The sequence below is a fragment of the Paracoccus haeundaensis genome (assembly GCF_006239215.1).
In the GTDB taxonomy this organism is placed as follows: Bacteria; Pseudomonadota; Alphaproteobacteria; order Rhodobacterales; family Rhodobacteraceae; genus Paracoccus; species Paracoccus marcusii.
Window position 1 is genome coordinate 18,592 of the sequence record NZ_VDDC01000037.1, and the last position, 20,937, is coordinate 39,528.

Annotated in this window: 21 protein-coding genes and 1 pseudogene; 8 read left to right on the forward strand and 14 right to left on the reverse strand. The window is 67.5% G+C overall.

The genetic code is table 11. The annotated features are described in order from the left end of the window. Nucleotides 1–52 precede the first annotated feature (52 nt). Genes FHD67_RS16560 through FHD67_RS16590 form a run of 7 tightly spaced genes read right to left on the reverse strand, consistent with a single transcriptional unit; the run spans nucleotide 53 to nucleotide 7,015 of the window. Nucleotides 53–901 (reverse strand): fumarylacetoacetate hydrolase family protein, encoded by an 849-nt coding sequence (locus FHD67_RS16560; protein WP_046000791.1) that lies wholly within the window; start codon nucleotides 899–901, stop codon nucleotides 53–55. 15 nt (nucleotides 902–916) lie between these two features. Continuing rightward, entirely contained in the window at nucleotides 917–1,630 is a 714-nt protein-coding gene (locus FHD67_RS16565) for an SDR family oxidoreductase (RefSeq protein ID WP_198143162.1), read from the reverse strand. A 30-nt stretch (nucleotides 1,631–1,660) separates the two neighbouring features. Continuing rightward, nucleotides 1,661–3,127 carry a UxaA family hydrolase gene (locus tag FHD67_RS16570; RefSeq protein ID WP_084693849.1) on the reverse strand — a complete coding sequence of 489 codons (1,467 nt, stop codon included), beginning with the start codon at nucleotides 3,125–3,127 and terminating at the stop codon, nucleotides 1,661–1,663. A 47-nt stretch (nucleotides 3,128–3,174) separates the two neighbouring features. After that, complete coding sequence (locus FHD67_RS16575) at nucleotides 3,175–4,185, reverse strand: zinc-binding alcohol dehydrogenase family protein (protein ID WP_218062330.1); 1,011 nt, start codon at nucleotides 4,183–4,185, stop codon at nucleotides 3,175–3,177. Continuing rightward, nucleotides 4,182–4,958, reverse strand: coding sequence for an ATP-binding cassette domain-containing protein (locus FHD67_RS16580; RefSeq protein ID WP_218062331.1), 777 nt, complete (start codon nucleotides 4,956–4,958; stop codon nucleotides 4,182–4,184). The genes FHD67_RS16575 and FHD67_RS16580 overlap by 4 nt, the downstream gene beginning before the upstream one ends. A 59-nt stretch (nucleotides 4,959–5,017) precedes the next feature. Then, nucleotides 5,018–5,956 (reverse strand): ABC transporter substrate-binding protein, encoded by a 939-nt coding sequence (locus FHD67_RS16585; RefSeq protein ID WP_139599363.1) that lies wholly within the window; start codon nucleotides 5,954–5,956, stop codon nucleotides 5,018–5,020. Between the two features lie 33 nt (nucleotides 5,957–5,989). Next, nucleotides 5,990–7,015 (reverse strand): ABC transporter permease, encoded by a 1,026-nt coding sequence (locus tag FHD67_RS16590; RefSeq protein ID WP_139599364.1) that lies wholly within the window; start codon nucleotides 7,013–7,015, stop codon nucleotides 5,990–5,992. 118 nt (nucleotides 7,016–7,133) lie between these two features. On the opposite strand from FHD67_RS16590, the gene FHD67_RS16595 reads away from it, so the two are divergent. Further along, nucleotides 7,134–8,036, forward strand: a complete 903-nt coding sequence (locus tag FHD67_RS16595; RefSeq protein WP_046000786.1) for a GntR family transcriptional regulator — start codon at nucleotides 7,134–7,136, stop codon at nucleotides 8,034–8,036. Here FHD67_RS16595 and FHD67_RS16600 read toward each other — a convergent pair. Next, nucleotides 8,033–8,959 carry an aldo/keto reductase gene (locus FHD67_RS16600; protein ID WP_139599365.1) on the reverse strand — a complete coding sequence of 309 codons (927 nt, stop codon included), beginning with the start codon at nucleotides 8,957–8,959 and terminating at the stop codon, nucleotides 8,033–8,035. The two genes, FHD67_RS16595 and FHD67_RS16600, sit on opposite strands and share 4 nt — an antisense overlap. 96 nt (nucleotides 8,960–9,055) lie before the next feature. On the opposite strand from FHD67_RS16600, the gene FHD67_RS16605 reads away from it, so the two are divergent. Beyond that, entirely contained in the window at nucleotides 9,056–9,898 is an 843-nt protein-coding gene (locus FHD67_RS16605; RefSeq protein WP_139599366.1) for an amidohydrolase family protein, read from the forward strand. Then, the gene (locus FHD67_RS16610; RefSeq protein ID WP_139599367.1) at nucleotides 9,895–10,224 is read left to right on the forward strand and encodes an L-rhamnose mutarotase; all 330 of its coding nucleotides are present in this window, start codon (nucleotides 9,895–9,897) and stop codon (nucleotides 10,222–10,224) included. Before FHD67_RS16605 ends, FHD67_RS16610 begins: the two co-directional genes overlap by 4 nt. Before the next feature lie 15 nt (nucleotides 10,225–10,239). Here the strand turns inward: FHD67_RS16610 and FHD67_RS16615 are convergent, their stop codons facing one another. The 3 genes from FHD67_RS16615 to FHD67_RS16625 are packed head-to-tail and all read right to left on the reverse strand — an operon-like array spanning nucleotide 10,240 to nucleotide 13,395. Next, a complete protein-coding gene (locus tag FHD67_RS16615) occupies nucleotides 10,240–10,626 on the reverse strand; it encodes a hypothetical protein (protein ID WP_139599368.1) in 387 nt (128 codons plus the stop codon). Nucleotides 10,627–10,636: 10 nt separating this feature from the next. Continuing rightward, on the reverse strand, nucleotides 10,637–12,940 hold the full coding sequence (locus FHD67_RS16620) for a xanthine dehydrogenase family protein molybdopterin-binding subunit (RefSeq protein ID WP_139599369.1): 2,304 nt from the start codon (nucleotides 12,938–12,940) through the stop codon (nucleotides 10,637–10,639). Beyond that, nucleotides 12,937–13,395 carry a (2Fe-2S)-binding protein gene (locus FHD67_RS16625; RefSeq protein WP_045983882.1) on the reverse strand — a complete coding sequence of 153 codons (459 nt, stop codon included), beginning with the start codon at nucleotides 13,393–13,395 and terminating at the stop codon, nucleotides 12,937–12,939. Before FHD67_RS16625 ends, FHD67_RS16620 begins: the two co-directional genes overlap by 4 nt. Before the next feature lie 324 nt (nucleotides 13,396–13,719). Here FHD67_RS16625 and FHD67_RS16630 point away from each other — a divergent pair, with 324 nt between their 5' ends. From FHD67_RS16630 to FHD67_RS16640, 3 genes are read left to right on the forward strand one after another with little or no spacing between them, the layout of a single operon-like run. Next, nucleotides 13,720–15,237: an ATPase domain-containing protein gene (locus FHD67_RS16630; protein WP_139599370.1), complete on the forward strand. Its 1,518-nt coding sequence runs from the start codon at nucleotides 13,720–13,722 to the stop codon at nucleotides 15,235–15,237. Continuing rightward, nucleotides 15,234–16,679, forward strand: coding sequence for a sensor histidine kinase (locus tag FHD67_RS16635; protein ID WP_139599371.1), 1,446 nt, complete (start codon nucleotides 15,234–15,236; stop codon nucleotides 16,677–16,679). The genes FHD67_RS16630 and FHD67_RS16635 overlap by 4 nt, the downstream gene beginning before the upstream one ends. A gap of 32 nt (nucleotides 16,680–16,711) precedes the next feature. Beyond that, on the forward strand, nucleotides 16,712–17,086 hold the full coding sequence (locus tag FHD67_RS16640; RefSeq protein WP_139599372.1) for a response regulator: 375 nt from the start codon (nucleotides 16,712–16,714) through the stop codon (nucleotides 17,084–17,086). 11 nt (nucleotides 17,087–17,097) lie between these two features. Here the strand turns inward: FHD67_RS16640 and FHD67_RS16645 are convergent, their stop codons facing one another. The 3 genes from FHD67_RS16645 to FHD67_RS16655 form a co-directional block, all read right to left on the reverse strand. Further along, entirely contained in the window at nucleotides 17,098–17,313 is a 216-nt protein-coding gene (locus FHD67_RS16645) for a hypothetical protein (RefSeq protein WP_127897767.1), read from the reverse strand. 173 nt (nucleotides 17,314–17,486) lie between these two features. Further along, on the reverse strand, nucleotides 17,487–17,708 hold the full coding sequence (locus FHD67_RS16650; protein ID WP_127897766.1) for a hypothetical protein: 222 nt from the start codon (nucleotides 17,706–17,708) through the stop codon (nucleotides 17,487–17,489). A 499-nt stretch (nucleotides 17,709–18,207) separates the two neighbouring features. Continuing rightward, nucleotides 18,208–19,863 (reverse strand): electron transfer flavoprotein-ubiquinone oxidoreductase, encoded by a 1,656-nt coding sequence (locus tag FHD67_RS16655; RefSeq protein ID WP_046000776.1) that lies wholly within the window; start codon nucleotides 19,861–19,863, stop codon nucleotides 18,208–18,210. A gap of 245 nt (nucleotides 19,864–20,108) precedes the next feature. On the opposite strand from FHD67_RS16655, the gene greA reads away from it, so the two are divergent. Together greA and FHD67_RS16665 are read left to right on the forward strand one after the other, a co-directional pair. Next, on the forward strand, nucleotides 20,109–20,579 hold the full coding sequence (greA, locus tag FHD67_RS16660; RefSeq protein ID WP_046000775.1) for a transcription elongation factor GreA: 471 nt from the start codon (nucleotides 20,109–20,111) through the stop codon (nucleotides 20,577–20,579). Nucleotides 20,580–20,583: 4 nt separating this feature from the next. Then, nucleotides 20,584–20,937, forward strand: a pseudogene (locus tag FHD67_RS16665) (hypothetical protein); the annotation flags it as partial.

A 20,937-nucleotide genomic window follows, 5' to 3' on the forward strand; every position in this document is an offset into this window, starting at 1 on the left:
GTGACGCCCGTCCCACGCGGGGCCAGGCGTCACGGGCTACGGCATGCGCCCATCAGGCCGGGTCGGCAATGACCTCCTGGCGCTGCCGGCCCAGCCCCTTGATGCCCAGCTCGACGACGTCGCCCGCGCACAGGAAGCGTTGCGGCCGCATCCCCATCCCCACGCCCGGAGGCGTTCCGGTGGAAATCACGTCGCCCGGATGCAGGGTCATGAACTGGCTGAGGTAATGGATCAGGAACGGCACCTGATAGACCATTGTCGCCGTCGACCCGTCCTGCATCGTCTGACCGTTCACGCTCAGCCACATCGCCAGATCCTGGGGATCGGCGATCTCGTCCGGGGTGACCAGCCAGGGGCCGATCTGGCCGAAATTGTCGCAGGACTTGCCCTTGGTCCACTGGCCCGCGCGTTCGGTCTGGAACGCCCGTTCGGACACGTCGTTTGTCACGGCAAAGCCCGCGACATGGGACATGGCGTCGGCTTCATCGACATATTTGGCAGGCTTGCCGATGATGACGGCAAGCTCGACCTCCCAGTCAGTCTTTTCGCTGCCGCGCGGGATGATGATCGGATCGTTCGGGCCGCAGATCGCGCTGGTGGCCTTCATGAAGATCACCGGCTCGGGCGGGACCTGCATGCCGGATTCGGCGGCATGGTCGGCATAGTTCAGGCCGATGCAGATGAACTTGCCGGTGCCCGCGACGGGCGGGCCCAGACGCGGATCGCCCTGGACCAGCGGCAGCGTCGCCGGATCAAGGCGCGCCAGGCCGGCCAGTGCATCGGGATGCAGCGCCTGTCCGGACAGGTCCGACACATGCGCCGACAGGTCACGGATCTGGCCGTCCGCGTCGATCAGGCCGGGTTTCTCGGCGCCCGCGGCACCAAAGCGAACAAGTTTCATGTCGTCTTCCTTGGGTCAGAGTGTCCAGCCGCCGTCGATGCAGACGGCTTGGCCCGTGGTATAGGTCGCGCCCGCCAGATACACGGCCAGATCGGCGATTTCCGCCGCATCGGCGATGCGCCCCATGGGCTGGCGCGCGACGAAGGCCGCGCGGGCCGCCACGGCATCGCCCGTCGCGGCAAGGCGGTCATCCAGCGACGGCGACTGCACCGTGCCGGGGCATATCGCGTTGCATCGGATGCCGTGGCCCACATGGTCGGCGGCGACCGACTTGGTCAGACCCAGGACGGCGGCCTTGGTGGTGGAATAGGCAAAGCGGTTGGGCACCCCCTTGATGGACGAGGCGACCGAGGACATGTTGATGATCGCCCCCCGCCCCCGGTCGACCATCCCCGGCAGGACCGCCCGGATCGTGCGCATCATCGATCGCACGTTCAGGTCGAATGCGAATTCCAGGTCGGCCTCGGATGCCTCCAGGATGCCCCCCGCATGCACGACCCCGGCGCAGTTGAACAGCACGTCCACTGGTCCCAGATCGGCAAAGAACGCGGCCACGGCGGCGCCGTCCAGCACGTCCAGGCGCGCGGTGCGGCACCCGTCCAGCGTCGAGAGCCCGTCCATGTTGATGTCGGTGGCGATCACCTCGGCGCCCGCCGCGGCGAAGGCCAGCGCACTGGCGCGGCCGATCCCCTGGGCCGCCGCGGTGATCACGACGCGCTGTCCGGTCATGGGGGTTGGTATCATTCGCTGTCCTTTCACTTACATCACCGCGCCGATCTGCCAGGGCACGAACTCGACCGCGCCGAAGCCCTGCGCCTCGCTTTTCGTCGGGGCACTGGAGGCGACGGCCAGCATCAGGTCGAAGATCTCGTGCCCCTTCTCCTGCAGGGTGGCCCCGGAGAGGATCGCACCGCAATCGACATCCATGTCCGGCTCCATCCGGCGCCACAGGTCGGGGTTCGACGCGATCTTGATGCAGGGCACCGGGCGATAGCCCGACACGCTGCCCCGCCCGGTGGTGAAGGCGATCAGGTTGGCCCCCGACGCGACCTGCCCCGTCACCGAACAGGGGTCATAGCCGGGGCTGTCCATGAAGACGAAGCCCGGCCGGTCGATGGGTTCGCCATAGCGATAGACCGCCGACAGCGGCGCGCTGCCCCCCTTGGCCACGGCGCCCAGGCTCTTTTCCAGGATCGTGGTCAGGCCGCCGCGCTTGTTGCCGGGCGAGGGATTGTTGTCCATCTCTCCGAAGTTGCGGGCGGTGTAATCCTCCCACCATTCGATCAGGTCGATCAGCTTGCGGCCGGTCTCGGGATCGGCGCGACGGGTCAGCAGATGTTCGGCGCCATAGATCTCGGAGGTTTCCGACAGGATCGAGATGCCCCCCTGCGCCACCAGCAGATCAGAGGCGATCCCCAGGGCCGGGTTGGCCGTGATCCCGGAATAGCCGTCCGACCCCCCGCATTGCATGCCCATCACCAGCGCGGATGCCGGCGCGGTCCGGCGCGTGGCACGGTCCGCCTCGGCGGCCAGTTCGCGCAGGATCGCCACGCCCTTGTCGACGGTGGCCCGCGTGCCGCCCGTCTGCTGGATGGTCATATAGCGGAACCGGGCGCTGTCCTTCAGCGCGCGCCGGTCGATCAGGTCGGGGATCTGCATGACCTCGCAGCCCAGGCCCACCATCAGGATGGCGCCAAAATTGGGGTTGTGGCCATAGCCCGCGATGGTGCGGAACAGCGTCTCGTACCCTTCGCCCTTGCCGGACATGCCGCAGCCGGTGCCGTGCACGATGGGCACGATGCCGTCCACGTTGGGGTAATCGGCCAGCCAGCCCTGACGCTCTGCCTCCTCGGCGATGAAGCGGGCGACCGATCCCGCGCAATTGACCGAGGTCAGGATGCCCACATAATTGCGCGTGCCCACCCGCCCCGACGGCCGGTGAAACCCCTGGAAGGACGCCGGCGCATCGGGGGCCGGCAGCGCACCCGCCGCGCTGCCAAAGCCGTGATCCTGCTTGTGCGCCCCCATGCCCAGGTTCTGGACATGGACATGCGCCCCCGCCGCGATGGGCCGGGTGGCGATGCCGATGACCTGACCGTATTTCAGGACCGGTTCGCCGGGCGCGATGGGGCGGATGGCGACCTTGTGGCCCGCGGGGATCGCCTCTGTCGCGGCGCATCCGGCATCAAGCGGCGCGCCGGGGGCCAGGGCGATCAGGGCGACCATGATGTTGTCGCGGTCATGCAGGCGGATGGCGGTCGGCGGGGCTTGTGTCACGGGGTCACCAGGATCTTGACGATGTCGTCGCGGTCATCGACCAGCGCGGCAAAGCGGTCGGGCAGATCGGCCAGCGGCACGACCTCGGACAGCAGCGCATCGGTGGGGATCAGCCCGTCGCGAATGGCCGCGATGACCCGGTCGAAATCGGGGGCCTGCGCGTTGCGGCTGCCGATGATGCGGGCCTCGCGCTTGTGGAACTCGGCATCCGAAAAGCGGATGTCGCCCTTGACCACGCTGACCAGCACCGTGCTGCCGCCATGGGCCACAAGGGGAAAGCCCGCCTCGATGGCCGGCGCGCTGCCGGTCGCGTCGAAGACGACATCGAAGCCCTGCGCCAATTCGCCGGTCAGGATGTCGTCGCCCGGACGGTGCAGCTGGTCGAACCCGCACAGTCGCCGCGCCAGCGCCAGCCGCCGGTCGCTGAGATCCATCAGATGCACCTGGGCCCCGGCCAGTCGCGCGAACAGCGCGGTGCCAAGCCCGATCGGCCCCGCCCCCGTCACCAGCGCCAGATCGCCCGGCCCCACGCCCGAACGCGCGACGGCATGGGCGCCGATGGCCAGGAACTCGACCATCGCGGCCTGATGCACGCTCAGCCCGTCGGCGGGGTACAGGTTGCCCGCCGGAACCGCGATCCGCGCGCACATGCCGCCGTCGCGATGCACGCCCAGCACCGCGATCGCGGCGCAGCAGTTGGGCTTGCCGCGCAGGCAGGCACGGCAGGCCCCGCAGGACAGGTATGGGTTCACCACGACCAGGCGCCCGGCATCCGGTCCGCTGGCCACATGCCCGGACAGCTCGTGCCCGATCACGCGGGGATAATCCAGATAGGGATGCTTGCCCTCGAAGATGTGGTAATCCGTGCCGCAGATGCCGATGGCGGCGATGTCAACAAGCACCCAGCCCTCGGGGGCATGGGTTGGCAGGGGGCGCGTCTCGATGCGGAACCGGCCGGGTTCGACGCAGACGCCGCATGCCATCGTGGTGGCGGATGCGTCCTTCATTGCACCGGCTCCGGCCTGCGGGCGGACCAGTCGGACGGCAGCTCTCCCTTGACGATCAGGCTGAGGACGTCGTCCTTGCTGACATCGCGGATGGCATGGGCGCCCACGACGCGGCCCTTGTTCATCACCACGACCCGGTCGCACAGATCGAACACGTCATGGATGTCGTGGCTGACCAGGAATATCCCGATCCCGTCGGCCTGCAGCTTGCGGATCAGGTCGGCCACCATCGCCGTCTCGGACGGACCCAGGGCGGCGGTGGGTTCGTCCATGATCAGCACGCGGGTGTCGAAATAGATCGCACGCGCGATCGCGATCACCTGGCGCTGGCCGCCCGACAGGCTGGACACGGGGTCGCGCAGGTTGCGGAAGTTGGGGTTCAACCGGGCCAGCACCTCGCGCGCTGCGCGCAGCATGGCCGCGTCGTCCAGGTTGCCGAACCGGGTCTTCAGCTCCCGCCCCAGGAACAGGTTGCTGGGCGCGTCCAGATGATCGGCCAAGGCCAGCGTCTGATAGATCGTCTCGATCCCCTTGGCGCGGGCGTCGTTGGGTTCGGCAAAGCGGACCGCCGTGCCGTTCACGCGGATCTCTCCGCTGCTGGGGGTCATGGCGCCCGACAGGATGCGCATCAGGCAGGACTTGCCCGCGCCGTTATGCCCCAGAAGGCCCACCACCTCGCCCGGATAGAGGCTGACCGAGACATGATCGACGGCCCGGACGCCGCCGAAATGCTTTTCGATGTCGATCATCTGGACCAGCGGCTGGTCTGACATGGGCGTGCCCCTTGCAACGTGTCGGTGATCGGGGACCGCGCGGGCGGTCCCCGGCAGCATCAGTAGAGGACGTTCCTGGCCTCGTCGGACTCGATGTTGGCCTTGTCGACCATCACCACGCCGGTGTTGATGAACGGCTCGACCGTCTCTCCGGCCAGGATGTCCATCACGGTCTGCACGCCCATCTCGCCCATGGCGAACGATCCCTGCACCGCCGTCGCCGTCAGCACGCCGTCGCGCACGAACTGCTGCAGGTCCTCGTTGCCGTCAAAGCCCAGGGCGGTCAGCTGGCCCGCCTTGCCCGCCTGCTCGATCGCGCGCCCCATGCCGACGGCCGTGGGTTCGTTCGCCCCGAAGATGCCGACCAGGTCCGGGTTCGACGCCAGCATGTCGGTGGTCTGGTTCAGCGCGTTGGCCATCTGGCTTTGCGAATAGAGCGGACCCACGATCTCCAGGTCGGAATTCTCCTGCAGGTAGGTGGTGAAGCAGCCGACGCGCCCGATCTCGGACCCGACGCCCGCGACATAGGACATGATCCCCACCTTGCCGGTTGTGCCGGCCTCGTCGATCATACGCTTGGCCACCTGCTCTCCGGCCGCGCAGTTGTCGGTCGACAGGAAGGCCTGGAACGCGCCTTCTACGCCCTCGCCCAGGGCGCTGTCGATGATCACGACCGGGATGCCGGATTCATAGGCGCGCTGCACCACGGGGATCAGCGCCTCGGGGTCGGACGGGGCCAGGACCAGCCCGGCCACGCCGCGGTTGATGGCGTTCTCGACCAGGCTGACCTGGTCGGCCACCGCGCTTTCCGCGGCCGGACCGTCAAAGCTCAGCGTATGCTCGGACTGGCCCTCGATCGCGGCCTGGGCGCCCAGGTTCACGTTCTGCCAGAAGTTCGAGTTGGTCGTCTTGACGATGACCGCGATCTCTCCGGCCTGGGCGCCGGCGGCGGTCAGGGCAAGGGCGGATACGGCCAGGCATGTCTTCAGCAGTGTCATCTTGGTTCCTCCTCCGATGATGATGATACGGGCCTAGCGGCGGTTGCGGACCTGATCGATCCAGACCGCGCCGATGACCACGAAGCCGATGACGATCTGCTGGATGAAGGCGGACACGCCCGACATGTTCAGACCGTTTCGCAGAATGCCGATAATGAACGCACCGATCATCGTGCCCGCGACGGTGCCCACGCCCCCCGACAGGGACGCGCCGCCGATCACCGCCGCCGCGATGGCATCCAGTTCGTACATCACCCCCTCGCTTGGCTGGGCGGTGACCAGGCGCGACATCAGCACGTTGCCCGCCAGCCCCGCCAACGCGCCCGACATCGTGTAGGCGTACATCTTGGTCCAGTCGACATTCACGCCGGACAGGCGCGCGGCCTCCTCGTTCGACCCGGTCGCATAGATGTGGCGCCCGATCTGGCGGCGGCGCAGCAGATAGGTCGCGACCACCGCCACGACCAGCAGCAGGATGGCCGGATAGGGGATGCCCGGAAAGATCACGCGCGGAAAGCCGTTCGGCTGCATCTCGACCACGCGGAACAGCGCGCCGTTGCCAAGCCGCCCGAAGCCCGCGCCCAGCTGCGAAATCGGCGTGGCCCCGGTCAGCTGCAGCGCCACGCCGCGCGCGATCAGCATCATGCCAAGCGTCGCCACGAAGGGCGGAATCCGCAGCCGGGTGATGACAAGGCCGTTGAACGCACCGCAGGCGGCGCCGGCCAGGACGCCTGCGCACATCGCAGGCACCACCGGCAGGCCGGCCTTGACCGCCATCGCCGATACCACGCCCGACAGCGCCAGCACCGAGCCGACCGACAGGTCGATCCCGCCGGTGATGATGACCATGGTCAGCCCGATCCCCAGCAGCCCGATGACCGATGTCTGCAACAGCACCGTCAGTCCGTTGTTGACCGACAGGAACGCCGGGCTGGCCATCGCAAAGCCGATGATCAGCAGAACCAGCGTCAGCAGGGCCGATGCGCGGTGCAGCTGGTCGCGGGCGATCGTCAGCCGACGCGCCTTGCCGTCGGCCCAGGGCTTGGTTGCGTCCGTCATCGTTCCTCCCCGACCGATTTCGTCCTGATGTCGGCAAAGCATGTGCAGGCACCTTGCACCTGTCAATTGTTTTTAATAATTTAAGACAAGAACCGCCTGACCCAAGGAAACCCCGACCATGGCCCGCAGCGACACCCGCTATCGCGAGGCGTACAACCGCCTTCTGGACCACTGCGCGACCCTGACCCCGGGGGCCGACCTGCCCGCCGAGGCCGCGCTGAGCGAGATCGCCGGGGTCAGCCGCACCGTCGTCCGCCGCTGCTTGGCGCGGCTGGCGGAGCTGGGGGTGATCGCGCTGGACGGGAGGGCCAAGCGGGTGCTGCGCATGCCGGACCAGGACGACCGGATCGCCGTGATCCGCGCCGCTGACGGCCTGCAGGCGCTGGAGCAGCGGTTCCTGGACTGGATCCTGCGCTTCGACGTGCCCGCCGAAACGCCGCTGTCGGTGGCCGAGCTTGCGCGGACCTTCGGCGTCACCCAGCATCAGCTGAACGAGTTCCTGGCCGGGCTCAGCCGGTTCGGCCTGGTCGCACGCAGGCCCAAGGGCGGCTGGATGCTGCGCGGCTTCACCAAGGAATTCGCGGTCGAGCTGTCGGACTTTCGGCTGGTCCTGGAACTGGACGCGATCGCCAAGCTGGTCGAGGCGCCGGTCGATCACCCCGTCTGGCCACGGCTGGCCACGCTGCGCGTCCAGCACCTGGCCTTGGCGGACCAGATCGACACGCATTTCCACGAGTTCTCCAAGCTGGACGAGGCGTTCCACGAGGCCATCAACGCCGTCGTCCGGAACCGCTTCGTGGCCGAGTTCCAGAAGGTCATCTCGCTGATCTTCCACTATCACTACATGTGGGACAAGACGCAGGAAAAGCAGCGCAACGGCGCCGCGATCCAGGAACACCTGGCGATCATCGACGCGCTGGAGGCCCGCGACGCCGGCCGCGCGCTGGATGCCGCGCGCCAGCACCTGCGCACGTCGAAATCGACGCTGCTGTCATCCCTGCGCCATCACGACCTGGGCTAGCGCAGAGCCTTCAGGTTGCGGCGCAAGGTCGTAGGATTGGCCGTGCCCAGCAGCACCGCCGCCGCCGCGGGATGGTCGCGCGCGAAATGCAACGCCGCGGTCGCAAGCGGCATTCCCTGCGCGGCGGCCTGATCCTGCAGGGCAGCCACACGGTCCAGCACCTGCTGCGGGGCTGGGCCGTAATCATAGGTCGCGCCAGCCACGGGCCCGGTCGCCAGAATGCCGGAGTTGAAGATCCCGCCCAGCACCAGACTGGTCCCGGCCATGCGACAGCGCGGCACCAAAGCGTCCTCGGCCGAACGGTCCAGCAGGGTCAGCCGCCCCGCCAGCAGGATCACATCCAGCGGCCCGTGATCCATCACCTGCAGGCAGATCTCGGTTTCGTTGACGCCAAGACCGAATGCGCCGATGCGGCCCTCCTTCTTCAGCCGGACCAGCCGTTCATACCCGGACCCCAGGAACGCCTGCAGATGCCGGTCGTTGTCGGTGCCATGGGTATAGGTGCCCAGATCGTGGACATAGACGATGTCGACCCGCGCAACGCCAAGCCGGTCCAGGCTCTGCTCCAGACTTTCCTCGATCCCGTCACCGGAATAATCGTAATGCACGTCGTTCTGCGCGGGGCGGACATAGCTGTCGGCCTCGGGGATCGGCGCGGCGGCTGGGGTCAGGACGCGCCCGACCTTGGTCGACAGAACGGCCCCCGTCCTGCCCGCTAGGAACCGCCCCAACCGCTGTTCGGACAGGCCGCGCCCGTAATGGGGCGCCGTGTCGAAATAGCGGATCCCCGCATCCCATGCCGCCTGCAGAACCTGCTGCGCGTCCTCCTCCGCGACCTCGCGATACAGGTTGCCGATGCTGGCACAGCCGAACGCGATGGGGGTGATCTCCACCCCCGTCCGGCCGATCCTGATGGTCTTCATGCCGCCTCCTGTCCTCCCGGGTCGGGCGTTGACACGCCACGACCGCCTCCATACGGTTTATTATGATTAGAGACACAACCCGGCAAGGACATTCCCGTGATCATCGACGCCCATCAGCATTTCTGGCGGATCGCCCGGGGCGATTACGGCTGGATGACGGATCAGGTCACGCCCATCCGGCGGGACATCCTGCCTGCGGACCTGGAACCCCTGGCGCGGGCGGCTGGGGTCACCGGCACGGTGCTGGTCCAGGCCGCCCCCACGCTGGACGAGACGCAGTTCCTGCTGGCGCTGGCCGACCGGTCGCCGCTGATCCGCGGCGTCGTCGGGTGGATCGACCTGACCGGCGACGTGGCCGCCCAGCTGTCGCGCATCGTCCACCCTGCGCTGCGCGGCATCCGCCCGATGCTGCAGGATATCGACGACACCCGGTGGATCCTGCAGGACGGCGTGATCGACGCCCTGCGGCACGTCGCAGGGGCCGGGCTGCGGCTGGACGCGCTGATCACACCCCGCCATCTGCCGGTCGTCGAGGAATTGGCCGGGCGGGTGCCGTCCCTGCCCATCGTGATCGATCACTGCGCCAAGCCCGTCTTTGACGGCACGGACCCCGGACCGGACTGGCGCCGGGGCATCGACGCCCTGGCCGCCCATCCGCAGGTGTTCTGCAAGCTGTCGGGGCTGGCCAACGAATTCGGGGCCGGCTGGTCCGCCAACACGCTGCGCCCAGTCTTCGACCATGTCGTGCAGGCCTTCGGCCCCGAACGGCTGATGTGGGGCAGCGACTGGCCGGTGCTGGAGCTTGCGGGCACCTATGCCGACTGGCTGCAGGTCGCGCAGACCCTGTGCGCGGGCCTGTCCGATGCCGATCGCGCTCCGGTCTTTGGGCAGACAGCCGCCCGCTTTTACGACCTTGACGCGAAGGAACTGCGCCCATGAAACGCATGGCCCATGTCATCGGGATCGATCCGGACCGGATCGACGAATACACCCGCCTGCATGCCGATGTCTGGCCCGCGGTGCTGGACCGGCTGTCGCGGTCGCATATCACCAACTATTCGATCTACCTGCGCCGGCCAGAAAACCTGCTGTTCAGCTATTGGGAATATCGCGGCACCGATTTTGCGGCCGACGATGCGGCCATTGCCGCCGATCCGGTGACGCGCGACTGGTGGGCGCTGTGTGGCCCGATGCAGCGCCCGCTGGACACGCGGGCCCCTGGTGAATGGTGGGCGGGCCTGACCGAGGTGTTCCATTCGGACTAGGCCGCGCCTGCCGGATCACCCGTCGATCAGGCCGACAAGGATCTCCTTGATCTGCCGGGTGCAGGCCTCCTCGTCCCCATCCTGGGCCAGGGTGCGGGCTTCGCCCAGGCGGGCCCGCGCCTCGATCAGCTCCTCGCCGCCGTCCCCGGCCTCGTCGGCCTCCTCGACCGCCGCGGCGGCGTCGTCCTGATAGGGCACGGGTTCCTCTGCCGTCTCCTCGGTCACGGCTTGGGCCTCGCGGGCGCCCGCGACCCCCTGCCCGCCTGTCGAGGCCGAGATGGCCAGCCGCGACGCATCGTCCAGCGCCTCTTCGAGGAAGGTGATCCGGTCGGCGCAATCCGCCAGCACCGGACCGGCCAGGACAGCAAGGCCGCCGGCCAGAAGCATCTGTTTCAGGGTCATGGACATGTCCTCAGCTGCGAAGTTGATCGGCCACCGGCAGGCGGCGGATACGGGTGCCCGTCGCGGCAAAGATCGCGTTGACGATGGCCGGGGCGACGGGCGGCAGGCCCGGTTCCCCGACGCCCCCCAAAGGCTGGTCATAGCCGCCCGAGGACACGAGATGCACGTTGATCTCCCGTGGCGCGGTCTCCATGCGGGGGATCAGGTAGGTGTCAAAGTTGTCCTGCTGCGCGCGCCCGTCCTGGAAGGTGATCTCGGCCGTCAGGGCCTGCCCCGCGCCCATGATGACCGCCCCCTCCATCTGAGAGCGGATGCGGTCGGGATTGACATGCGCGCCGCAGTCGATGGCGATCTCGACGCGCGGAATGCGCACCGCGCCGTCCATGACCTCAACCTCGGCCGCCACGGCGACATGGCTGACAAAGCTGTAATGCGCGGCGATGCCCAGGCCGCTGCCGGCGGGCATCTGGCGACCCCATCCGATCGCCTCGGCCACGGTTTCGGTGACCGCCCGCAGCCGTCCGGTGTCGATGGGATAGCGCGCCGGGTCCTCGCCATAATTCCAGACATCGCCGATCTCGCTCGGGTCGATGAGGCGGGCGGGGCCGATCGTCTCCAGCAGGTATTCCAGCGGATCGCGGCCTGCCGCGGCCGCCAGTTCTGCGATGAAGGACTGGATCGCGAAGGCATGCGGGATGTTGGACACCGACCGGTACCAGCCGATGCGCACATGGGCCGGAGCCTGCGGGTTCTCGGCCCGGACGTTGGGGATGTCCAGGGGCATGTTGGTCAGCCCCATGCCCAGCTCGAACGGCAGCTTCTCCTTGGGGTCGGGGGCAAAGATCGACCCGATCGTGGGGGCGGCGGTGCGGTGCAGCCAGGCCACGGCCTTGCCCTGTGCGTCCAGCCCCGCCTCCAGCCGCTCGACCGAGACGGTGTGGTAATAGCTGTGGTGCAGATCGTCCTCGCGCGTCCAGGTCAGCTTGACCGGGGCGCCCATCTCGCGGCTGAGGATCGCGGCCTCCAGCACGAAGTCGGGCTTGGACTTGCGGCCGAAACCACCGCCCAGCAGGGTGACGTTGACGGTCACGTCCTCCTCGGGCAGGTCCATCCGCTGTGCCAGGCGCAGGCGGGTGACCTGCGGCGCCTGCACGCAGGCCCAGACCTCGCAGGACCCGTCGCGCACATCGGCCACGGCGGCTGGCGGCTCCATCGGTGCCTGCGCCAGGTGGGGGATATAGTATTCGGCGACCACGCGGATCTCTGCCTCGGCCAGGGCCGCGTCGACGTCGCCCCGGTTCAGGATCAGCTTGCCGTCGCCGGTCTGCACCGCCGCCTCAAGCTCTGCCCTGAAGTCATCCGAGGAATAGGCGGCATGCGGCCCATCCTCCCATTCGATGACCAGCGCTTCGCGCCCCTTGATGGCAGCCCAGGTGTTGCGGGCAATGACCGCGACACCGCCAAGCGGCTGGAATTCCGTGGGGATGGCGGGCGGGTCCAGCCGCACGATCCGCTCGACCCCGGGCACCTGCAAGGCGGCGCTGTCGTCCAGGCTGGCCACGCTGCCGCCAAAGACCGGCGGGCGGGCGATGACGGCATACAGCATGCCTTCGCGGCGCACGTCGATCCCATAGGTCGTGGTGCCGCGGGTGATGTCGTCATTGTCGACCAGCCCGATATCGGCCTTGCCGACGTAACGGAACGTCGCGGGGTCCTTCAGGCGCAGGGCCTCGCGGTCGGGAACCGGCAGGGCGGCGGCGGCGGCGGCCAGTTCGCCAAAGCCCATCGTGCGGTCCGATCCGGCATGACGTACGACATGCCCCTCGGCGCGCACTTCGGACAGGGGCACTTCCCACGCTTCTGCCGCCGCCTGCTCCAGCATGGTCCGGGCCGAAGCCCCGGCACGGCGCATCGGGCCGAAGAAATGCCGCAGGCTGCGCGAACCGTCGGTGTCCTGGTTGCCATAGCGCGGCTCGTTGCCGGGGGCTTGGGTCACGCGGACCATGTCCCAGTCGGCCTCCAGCTCGTCCGCCACGACCATCGCGATCGAGGTGCGCACACCCTGCCCCATCTCGGAACGGTGGACGGTCACGGTGACGATACCGTCCTCGGCGATCGAGACGAAGACGTTCGGATCGTCACGCCAGCCGTTGGGCATCGCGTCGGCGCCGAACTGGACGGGCACGTCCTGCGCGCGGCCCGGGCGCGGCAGTCCAATGGCAAGGACCAGGCTGCCAGCCCCCATGCCCAGCAGCAGGGACCGGCGGCTGACATTGGCGATGCGGAGGGATTCGGGGACACGGTTCGACATCATTCGGTCCTCGCTTCGGCGGCCTGCTTGATGGCGGCACGGATGCGCGGATAGGTGCCGCAGCGGCACAGGTTCGCGCTCATCACCGTGTCGATGTCCTCGTCGGTCAGGTCGGGGGTGGAATCCACCAGCGCCGCGGCCTGCATGATCTGCCCCGCCTGGCAATAACCGCATTGCGACACGTTCAGGTCACGCCAGGCGACCTGCACGGGGTGGTCGCCGTTCTCGGCCAGACCTTCGATCGTGCGGACGTCCGACCCATCCGCGATCGAGATGGGGGTGATGCAGGCAAAGGTCGGATAGCCGTCCAGATGGATCGTGCAGGCGCCACATTGGGCGATGCCGCAGCCGAACTTGGTGCCGGTCAGTCCCAACTCGTCGCGCAGGTACCACAGCAGCGGCATTTCGGGATCGCCATCGAAACTGTGTTCCGTCCCGTTCACGGTCAGGGTGATCATGATGGCTTCCTCGCTTTCGGATCAGGGCCGGTCGGCGTCGTGCGCGCATGTGACCGTCAAGGGCAACGCCCTTCGGTAAACCGGGTTCCCGAAAAATCGCGCGCCAGTTGCCGGCATGATCCGAAACCGGCATCGATGCAGGTCCAGGCATCGGTCCCGTGCCAGGACCATCCTTTATCAGGTGGAGCTGTCCGCGGCGACGGATTAGGCGTGATGATCAGACTGCGCCTTTGGCGCTTGACGACCGGCACCCGGTCGGGACAGGGATCCGCCTTGTGTCCGGGGCACGCGCGGGCCGATACCATCTAAAGCATGGGACAGCAGATGAGCCAGGAAAAAGCAGGCGCGGACATCGACGCGCGCTTTCGCACCGGAACCCCCGGCCTGGATGCCGTGCTGCTGGGCGGGCTGACGCCATCACGGTTGTATCTTGTCGAAGGCACGCCCGGATCGGGCAAGACCACGCTGGCGCTAAAGTTCCTGATGGAGGGGCGCCAGGCGGGTGACCGCGGCCTCTACATCACCCTGTCCGAGACCGAGACAGAGCTGCGGGCCGTCGCGCGGTCGCATGACCTGACATTGGACGGCATCGACGTCTTCGAGATGATCGCCGAGGACGAATTCGGCATCGACCACGAACAGTCGCTTCTGCATCCCAGCGAGGTGGAGCTGGGAGAGACGGTGCGCGGCATCTTCGATCTGGTGGACCGGACCGACCCGGTGCGTGTGGTGCTGGACAGCCTGTCGGAACTGCGCCTGCTGGCGCAGAACCCGCTGCGTTATCGCCGCCAGATCCTGGCGTTGAAGCATTTCTTCGCGCGCCGGAACTGCACCGTGCTGATGCTGGACGACCGCACGGCCGAACCCGGCGACCTGCAGCTGCACTCGATCGCGCATGGCGTCATCTCGCTGGAACAGCTGGCCAACGATTTCGGCTCGGAGCGCCGCAGGCTGAGGGTCGTCAAGATGCGCGGCCTGAAATATCACGGCGGCTATCACGACTTTACCATCGAACGCGGCGGCATCCGCGTCTATCCGCGCCTGATTGCGGCCGATCACCACCGCCGCTTTTCGGCCGAACCGGTGACCACTGGGCTTGCCGGACTGGACGCGCTGCTGGGCGACGGCCTGTTTCCCGGAACCAACACGCTGCTGGCGGGGCCTGCCGGGGTGGGCAAGACGACGACCGCCGTGCGCTGCATGATCTCGGCCCTGCAGCGTGGCCAGAAGGCGGCCTATTTCCTGTTCGACGAACGGCTGGCCACGCTGATGACCCGATCCAGGGCGCTGAACATGGACCTGCAGCCGTTCATCGACGCCGGCCTGCTGACGATCCGCCAGATCGACCCGGCGGAACTATCCCCCGGAGAGTTCGCCAGCGCCGTCCGCAGCGCGGTCGAGCAGGACGATGTCGGACTGGTCGTGATCGACAGCCTGAACGCCTATCTGCACGCGATGCCAAGCGACAATTTCCTGGTGCTGCAGATGCACGAACTGCTCAGCTATCTGGCCCAGCAGGGCGTGGTCTCGCTGATGATCCTGGGTCAGCACGGGGTGACGGGCGATCTGCGGTCGGATCTGGACATCAGCTATCTGGCCGACACGATGATGATGCTGCGCTTTTTCGAGGCCGACGGAGAGGTGCGGAAGTCGATCGCGGTCATCAAGACGCGCACGTCGGACCACGAACGCACGATCCGCGAATTACGGATCGACGGGGGCGGCATCGTCATCGGCGCACCGATCCGGGGCTTTTCGGGCATCCTGTCCGGGACCCCGGTGCTGGTGGGCACCGAGAACGACCTGATGGCGACCGCTCCGCAGAGGGACCGGGCACGGTGACCGACCGGTCGGCCGCGCGCGACGACCTGGCCCTGGCGGTGGCGATCCTGGCGCCGCGGGGCCGCGACGCCGCCGTGGCCGCGGCGCTGCTGGACAAGGTCGGCATCGCGTCGGTCCAGGCACGGGACCTGCCCGCGCTGGCGGGGCTGGTCGGTGTGACCATCGGCGTGGCCCTGGTCACCGAGGAGGCCCTGGTCGCCGCGGATGAGGGGCTGCTGCAGCAGGCCCTGGCCGATCAGCCGTCCTGGTCGGACGTTCCCTTCATCGTTCTGGCGAACGGGACGTCGCGGCATCGATCGGACCGGGCCAAGGCCCGCATCGACGCGCTGCAGAACGGGGTGGTGCTGTCGCGGCCGCTGCACGCGGAGGAGCTGGTGCGCGCCGTCCGCTCTGCCCTCAAGGCCCGCGCGCGGCAGTACGAGGCGCGCGACCGCATGCATGAGCTGCAGACCCGCGAGGCGCAGCTGCACGACAGCGAGGCCAAGTTCCACGCCATTGCCGATTCCGTCGACCAGATGATCTGGTCGACCCGCCCGGACGGCTTTCACGACTATTACAACCATCGTTGGTACGAGTTCACCGGCGTGCCCGAAGGCTCGACCGACGGCGAGGCCTGGGCCGGGATGTTCCATCCCGACGATCAGGACCGCACATGGGCGCGCTGGCGTCAAAGCCTGGAGACCGGCCAGCCCTACGAGATCGAGTATCGCCTGCGGCACCGGTCCGGCGAATATCGGTGGGTCTTGGGTCGCGCCAAGCCGGTCCGCGACGCGACGGGCCGGATCACCCGCTGGTACGGCAGCTGCACGGACATCAACCGCATCAAGGTGGTCGAGGAACAGCTTCAGCTGATGCTGGGAGAGATGAACCACCGGGTCAAGAACTCGATGGCGATGGTGCATTCCATCGTCTCGCAGACCCTGCGCCAGGCCGAGACGCTGGATCAGGCCCGCATGTCCATCCAGTCGCGCATCGGCATCATGGCGCAGGCCCATGACCGCCTGGTCAAGGCGACCTGGACAGAAACCGCCATCACCGAGGTGGTCGAGGCGGCCCTGGGCCCCCACCGCATGAGCGCGGACCGCTTCCGGGTCGCGGGGCCGGACCTGGCCTTGGGGTCCAAGCAGGCGCTGGCCCTGACCATGGCGCTGCATGAACTGGCCACCAACGCGATGAAATACGGCGCCCTGTCCGTCGAGACGGGCCATGTCCAGGTCCGGTGGGACCGCGACGACCATGCGGAGCCTGTCGGATTTCGCCTGTCCTGGCAGGAACATGGCGGGCCGACCGTCACCCCGCCCCGCCGTCAGGGCTTTGGCAGCCGGATGATCGAACAGGCCCTTGCGGGATACTTCGACGGGATCGCGGAACTGGATTATGACCCCGGCGGTTTGCGTTTCGAACTGACATCACCGCTGACCGGCCTGACGCAGCAGGACTGAGCGTCCGCCACCCCATCCCCGGAAGAACCATCATGTCCCAGCCCCGCAACGCCGTCCTTGTCGTCGAGGACGAGATCCTGATCCGGATGGAAGCCGTCGACATGATGCACGACGCGGGCTTTCGGACCTACGAGGCCAAGTCGGCCGACGCCGCGCTGGCCACGCTGAACGGCACCTCCGACATCGCCATCCTGTTCACCGATGTCGAGATGCCCGGATCGATGAACGGCCTGAAGCTGGCGGCCCATGTCAGCGCCACCTGGCCCGACATCCGCATCATCGTCGCGTCGGGGATCCTGGGCGTCAGGGACGCCGACCTGCCGCCCGGTGCGCGGTTCTTTCCAAAGCCCTATCACACGGACCAGATCATCGATGCCCTGCACCAGATGTCCGGCGATCCGGCCTGACGCCCTGCGGGCTACCGGGACGGCGCGTTCGACAGCGCTGCCGCGCGGGCCGCGATGATCTGATCGCGCGTCTCGCGGACATGGACGATCTGCTGGGACCCCTGCCGATGCAGGCCGAGGATGGTCGCCCCCTCGGGTCCGTTCTCGATGGTGAACCGGGTGTCGGCCTCGAAACTGAGAACGACCGGGTGGTGCCCCGGCATTCCCGTCAGCGTCATACGGGGCATAACTTGCCACCTCCTGCGCGATGCTTTGATCCGCAGAGTTGGATACCGAATGCCACCTTCCATCAAGTGATTTCGAAGGCAAAGCGTACCCAGGTCGGGCACCGTCCGGGAGCCGACGCCGCCTACCCTGCATCGCAGACGGCCCCGCCTCGATTGATCGCGATCCCGCCGGCCTATGCGGTCGAGCGGCGATCCTGACGCGGCCCGGCCGGGGTCCGCGCCCTGTCGTCGCGTGCGTCGCGGTGGCCAGCGACCTTGGCGCTGCGCGTCGCACCGTCCAGCGCGCGGACCATGGCGACCTGCATGTCCAGCTTGTCGCGCAGGTCGCGATAGACCGCATTGTGGGAATAAGCCGTCAGCGCCGTGTCGATGATCTCCCAGTCCTTGTCGGACATGGACAGCCGAAACGTCGTTTCCGTCGGAACACCTTGCATACTCGATACCTCGAACAACTACACGATGTGTGTACCCCCGTTTGTCCATTTTGCGCACTTGGCTATTTGTACAGCCATCTGCCGGGACAGCGATCGCGGCGCCCGCGCCTACGACAATCCGCCGATCGGGTGAGTTTGGTCTGGCCAAATGACCGAACCGTATGGTTCAATACACGCTCTGCGTGCATTTCTGACCAAGAGGAGCATGTCATGACGATCATCGACCCCCAGATCTGCGCCATCCTGCAAAAGATGGTCCAGACCTGCGAGGATGCGCAGTCCCGGTCCCGTGCCCGAAAGATCGCCTGTGACAGCGACCTAAGGGGCGCCCCTGATCCAAGGGCCGGAACCTGCCGCAGCGGCTAGACGGGCCATACCGCCCCGGCACGGGGCGCAAGGCGGCAAGCCACCGGCAGGTCGGGACAAGGAACCCGCCTGGACCTGCCTTATCGGACCACGGTCACATGTTGGGATAGTTCGGCCCGTCTCCGCCCTGCGGGGTCGTCCAGACGATGTTCTGGCTGGGATCCTTGATGTCGCAGGTCTTGCAGTGGACACAGTTCTGGAAGTTGATGACGAAGCGCGGGCCCGACGCATCCTCGACCACCTCATAGACGCCTGCGGGGCAATAGCGCTGCGCGGGTTCGGCATATTCCGGCAGGTTCACCGCGATCGGCACCGAAGGGTCGCGCAGCTTCAGGTGGCAGGGCTGGCTTTCCTCGTGGTTGGTAAAGGAAAACGCCACGTTGGTCAGGCGGTCGAAGGACAGCTTGCCGTCCGGGCGCGGATAGTCGATCGGCTTGTGATCGCGCGCCTTGCCGGTGGCGGCGGCGTCAGATTTGCCGTGGCTCCAGGTGCCCAAGGGGTTCCAGCCGGTCAGGTTGGCGGTCCACATGTCCACCGCACCCAGCATCAGGCTGGCCGACAGGCCAAGGCGCGACCAGATCGGCTTGACGTTGCGCACGCGCTTCAGGTCGGCACCGATGGCACCGCCGCGCACCGCGCCGTCGTAATCGGTCAGCCGGTCGCCCTCGCGCCCCGCCTTGATCGCGGCGGCGGCGGCATCGGCGGCCTCGATCCCCGAGATCATCGCGTTGTGGTTGCCCTTGATGCGGGGCACGTTTACCATGCCTGCCGAACAGCCCAGCAGCACGCCGCCGTCGAAGGACAATTGCGGCAGCGACTGCCAGCCACCCTCGGTAATGGCACGGGCGCCATAGCTGATGCGCTTGGCCCCCTCCAAGAGGTCCGCGACCATCGGATGGTGCTTGAAGCGCTGGAACTCCATGTAGGGATACAGGTACGGGTTGGCATAGTTCAGGTGAACCACAAAGCCGACCAGCACCTGGTTGTTCTCAAGATGATAGATGAAGCTGCCGCCGCCGGCATTCTTGCCCAGGGGCCAGCCCATCGTGTGCACGACGCGACCCTTGTGGAACTTGTCGGGAGAAACCTCCCAGATCTCCTTCATGCCCAGGCCGAACTTCTGCGGATCGCCATGGGCCGACAGGTTCAGCCGCGCATCGATCTGCTTGGCCAAGCTGCCGCGCACGCCTTCGGCAATGAAGACGTACTTGCCGTGCAGCTCCATCCCCGGCTCGTATCCGTCGCCGATGCTGCCGTCGGGTTCGCGGCCGAACTCTCCGGCGACGACACCCTTCACGCGATCCCCGTCCCAGACCACCTGGCTGGCGGCCATGCCGGGGAAGATCTCGACCCCAAGGGCCTCGGCCTGTTCGGCCAGCCAGCGGCAGACATTGCCCATGCTGACGATGTAGTTGCCGTGGTTCGACATCAGCGGCGGCATCGGCCAGTTCGGCACGCGCACCTGCCCCGCCTCGCCCAGGACATAGAAGTTGTCGTCGGTCACCTCGGTGGTGACCGGGGCGCCCTTGTCGCGCCAGTCGGGGATCAGCCGGTCCAGCCCGCAGGGGTCCAGCACGGCACCCGACAGGATGTGGGCGCCCACCTCCGAGCCCTTTTCCAGGACCACGACGGACAGTTCGGCGTCGATCTGCTTCAGCCGGATCGCGGCCGACAGGCCCGCCGGCCCCGCGCCCACGATCACGACGTCGTATTCCATCGATTCGCGAACGATCTCGGTCTGGTCTGTCATGTGCTGGGGCCCCCTCCGTGGCAATCTGGCTGCCAAACAGATAGCGACCCCGGCGGGCGGGGGCAATCGTGACGCGGCGGTTGGCCGCGTGCGATTGCGCGATTCGGGCCATGCAGGCTTGCATTGAGCGCCATTTTGGTGACCATGTCCCCGATCAGCTTCCGCGCCCCTGCCATTCCGCAATGGCAGGGGCGTTGGTTTGGCACCCGCAGGACAAACGCATCCCAACAAGGACCAGGGCAGCGATGGAAAAGATACCGATGACCCCCACCGGCGCGGCAGCGCTGGAACGCGAACTGGGGCAGCTGAAATCCAAGGAACGTCCCGCCATCATCCGCGCCATTGCCGAAGCGCGCGAACATGGCGACCTGTCGGAGAACGCCGAATACCACGCCGCCCGCGAAAAGCAGGGCTTCGTCGAGGGGCGCATCAAGGAGCTGGAGAGCCTGCTGTCGCGCGCCGAGGTCATCGACCCCGCGAAACTGTCGGGCAGCATCAAGTTCGGCGCCCGCGTCAAGCTGATCGACGAGGACACCGAGGAAGAGCGCAACTATCAGATCGTGGGCGAGGCCGAGGCCGACATCGAGCGCGGGCTGCTGAACATCCGCTCTCCGCTGGCGCGCGCGCTGATCGGCAAGGACGAGGGCGACAGCGTCGAGGTGACCACCCCCGGCGGCCAGCGCAGCTATGAAATCGTCGAGATCCGGTACGGATGACGCCATGTCCCTGATTGCACGCATCGCCAGCCTGGCCAACCGAGACCGCCTGACCACGGTCGGCTTTACCCTGACCGGCGTCTGGCTGTTCCTGGTCGCGCTGTTCTGGCTGCTTGGGCCCGCGGGCACCGATGGCGGCCCGTCGGGCGTGGCGCGCCTCGTCTCGATCATGGGGACGGTCCTGCCGCTGGCGCTGATCTGGCTGGGCGTGTCGCTGGCCCGCCAGCTGGCCATCCTGCGCGCCGAGGCCGAGGACCTGCGCGCCCGCCTGACGCATCTGCGCGGCGAGGCAGCCCCGGTGGACGACCTGCCGCCGCCCGCCTCCCGCGCCGCAGCCGCCGCCGCCGCAGCCCCCGCC

What these genes read in the sequence shown, in the direction of transcription:
- FHD67_RS16590 (WP_139599364.1), bottom strand. Translation starts at nt 7,015, where the DNA reads ATGACGGACGCAACCAAGCCCTGGGCCGACGGCAAGGCGCGTCGGCTG.
- FHD67_RS16600 (WP_139599365.1), bottom strand. Translation starts at nt 8,959, where the DNA reads ATGAAGACCATCAGGATCGGCCGGACGGGGGTGGAGATCACCCCCATC.
- FHD67_RS16630 (WP_139599370.1), top strand. Translation starts at nt 13,720, where the DNA reads ATGAGCCAGGAAAAAGCAGGCGCGGACATCGACGCGCGCTTTCGCACC.
- FHD67_RS16570 (WP_084693849.1), bottom strand. Translation starts at nt 3,127, where the DNA reads ATGGTCGCCCTGATCGCCCTGGCCCCCGGCGCGCCGCTTGATGCCGGA.
- FHD67_RS16615 (WP_139599368.1), bottom strand. Translation starts at nt 10,626, where the DNA reads ATGACCCTGAAACAGATGCTTCTGGCCGGCGGCCTTGCTGTCCTGGCC.
- FHD67_RS16580 (WP_218062331.1), bottom strand. Translation starts at nt 4,958, where the DNA reads ATGTCAGACCAGCCGCTGGTCCAGATGATCGACATCGAAAAGCATTTC.
- FHD67_RS16640 (WP_139599372.1), top strand. Translation starts at nt 16,712, where the DNA reads ATGTCCCAGCCCCGCAACGCCGTCCTTGTCGTCGAGGACGAGATCCTG.
- FHD67_RS16560 (WP_046000791.1), bottom strand. Translation starts at nt 901, where the DNA reads ATGAAACTTGTTCGCTTTGGTGCCGCGGGCGCCGAGAAACCCGGCCTG.
- FHD67_RS16625 (WP_045983882.1), bottom strand. Translation starts at nt 13,395, where the DNA reads ATGATCACCCTGACCGTGAACGGGACGGAACACAGTTTCGATGGCGAT.
- FHD67_RS16575 (WP_218062330.1), bottom strand. Translation starts at nt 4,185, where the DNA reads ATGAAGGACGCATCCGCCACCACGATGGCATGCGGCGTCTGCGTCGAA.
- FHD67_RS16645 (WP_127897767.1), bottom strand. Translation starts at nt 17,313, where the DNA reads ATGCCCCGTATGACGCTGACGGGAATGCCGGGGCACCACCCGGTCGTT.
- greA (WP_046000775.1), top strand. Translation starts at nt 20,109, where the DNA reads ATGGAAAAGATACCGATGACCCCCACCGGCGCGGCAGCGCTGGAACGC.
- FHD67_RS16650 (WP_127897766.1), bottom strand. Translation starts at nt 17,708, where the DNA reads ATGTCCGACAAGGACTGGGAGATCATCGACACGGCGCTGACGGCTTAT.
- FHD67_RS16655 (WP_046000776.1), bottom strand. Translation starts at nt 19,863, where the DNA reads ATGACAGACCAGACCGAGATCGTTCGCGAATCGATGGAATACGACGTC.
- FHD67_RS16595 (WP_046000786.1), top strand. Translation starts at nt 7,134, where the DNA reads ATGGCCCGCAGCGACACCCGCTATCGCGAGGCGTACAACCGCCTTCTG.
- FHD67_RS16620 (WP_139599369.1), bottom strand. Translation starts at nt 12,940, where the DNA reads ATGATGTCGAACCGTGTCCCCGAATCCCTCCGCATCGCCAATGTCAGC.
- FHD67_RS16610 (WP_139599367.1), top strand. Translation starts at nt 9,895, where the DNA reads ATGAAACGCATGGCCCATGTCATCGGGATCGATCCGGACCGGATCGAC.
- FHD67_RS16585 (WP_139599363.1), bottom strand. Translation starts at nt 5,956, where the DNA reads ATGACACTGCTGAAGACATGCCTGGCCGTATCCGCCCTTGCCCTGACC.
- FHD67_RS16565 (WP_198143162.1), bottom strand. Translation starts at nt 1,630, where the DNA reads ATGACCGGACAGCGCGTCGTGATCACCGCGGCGGCCCAGGGGATCGGC.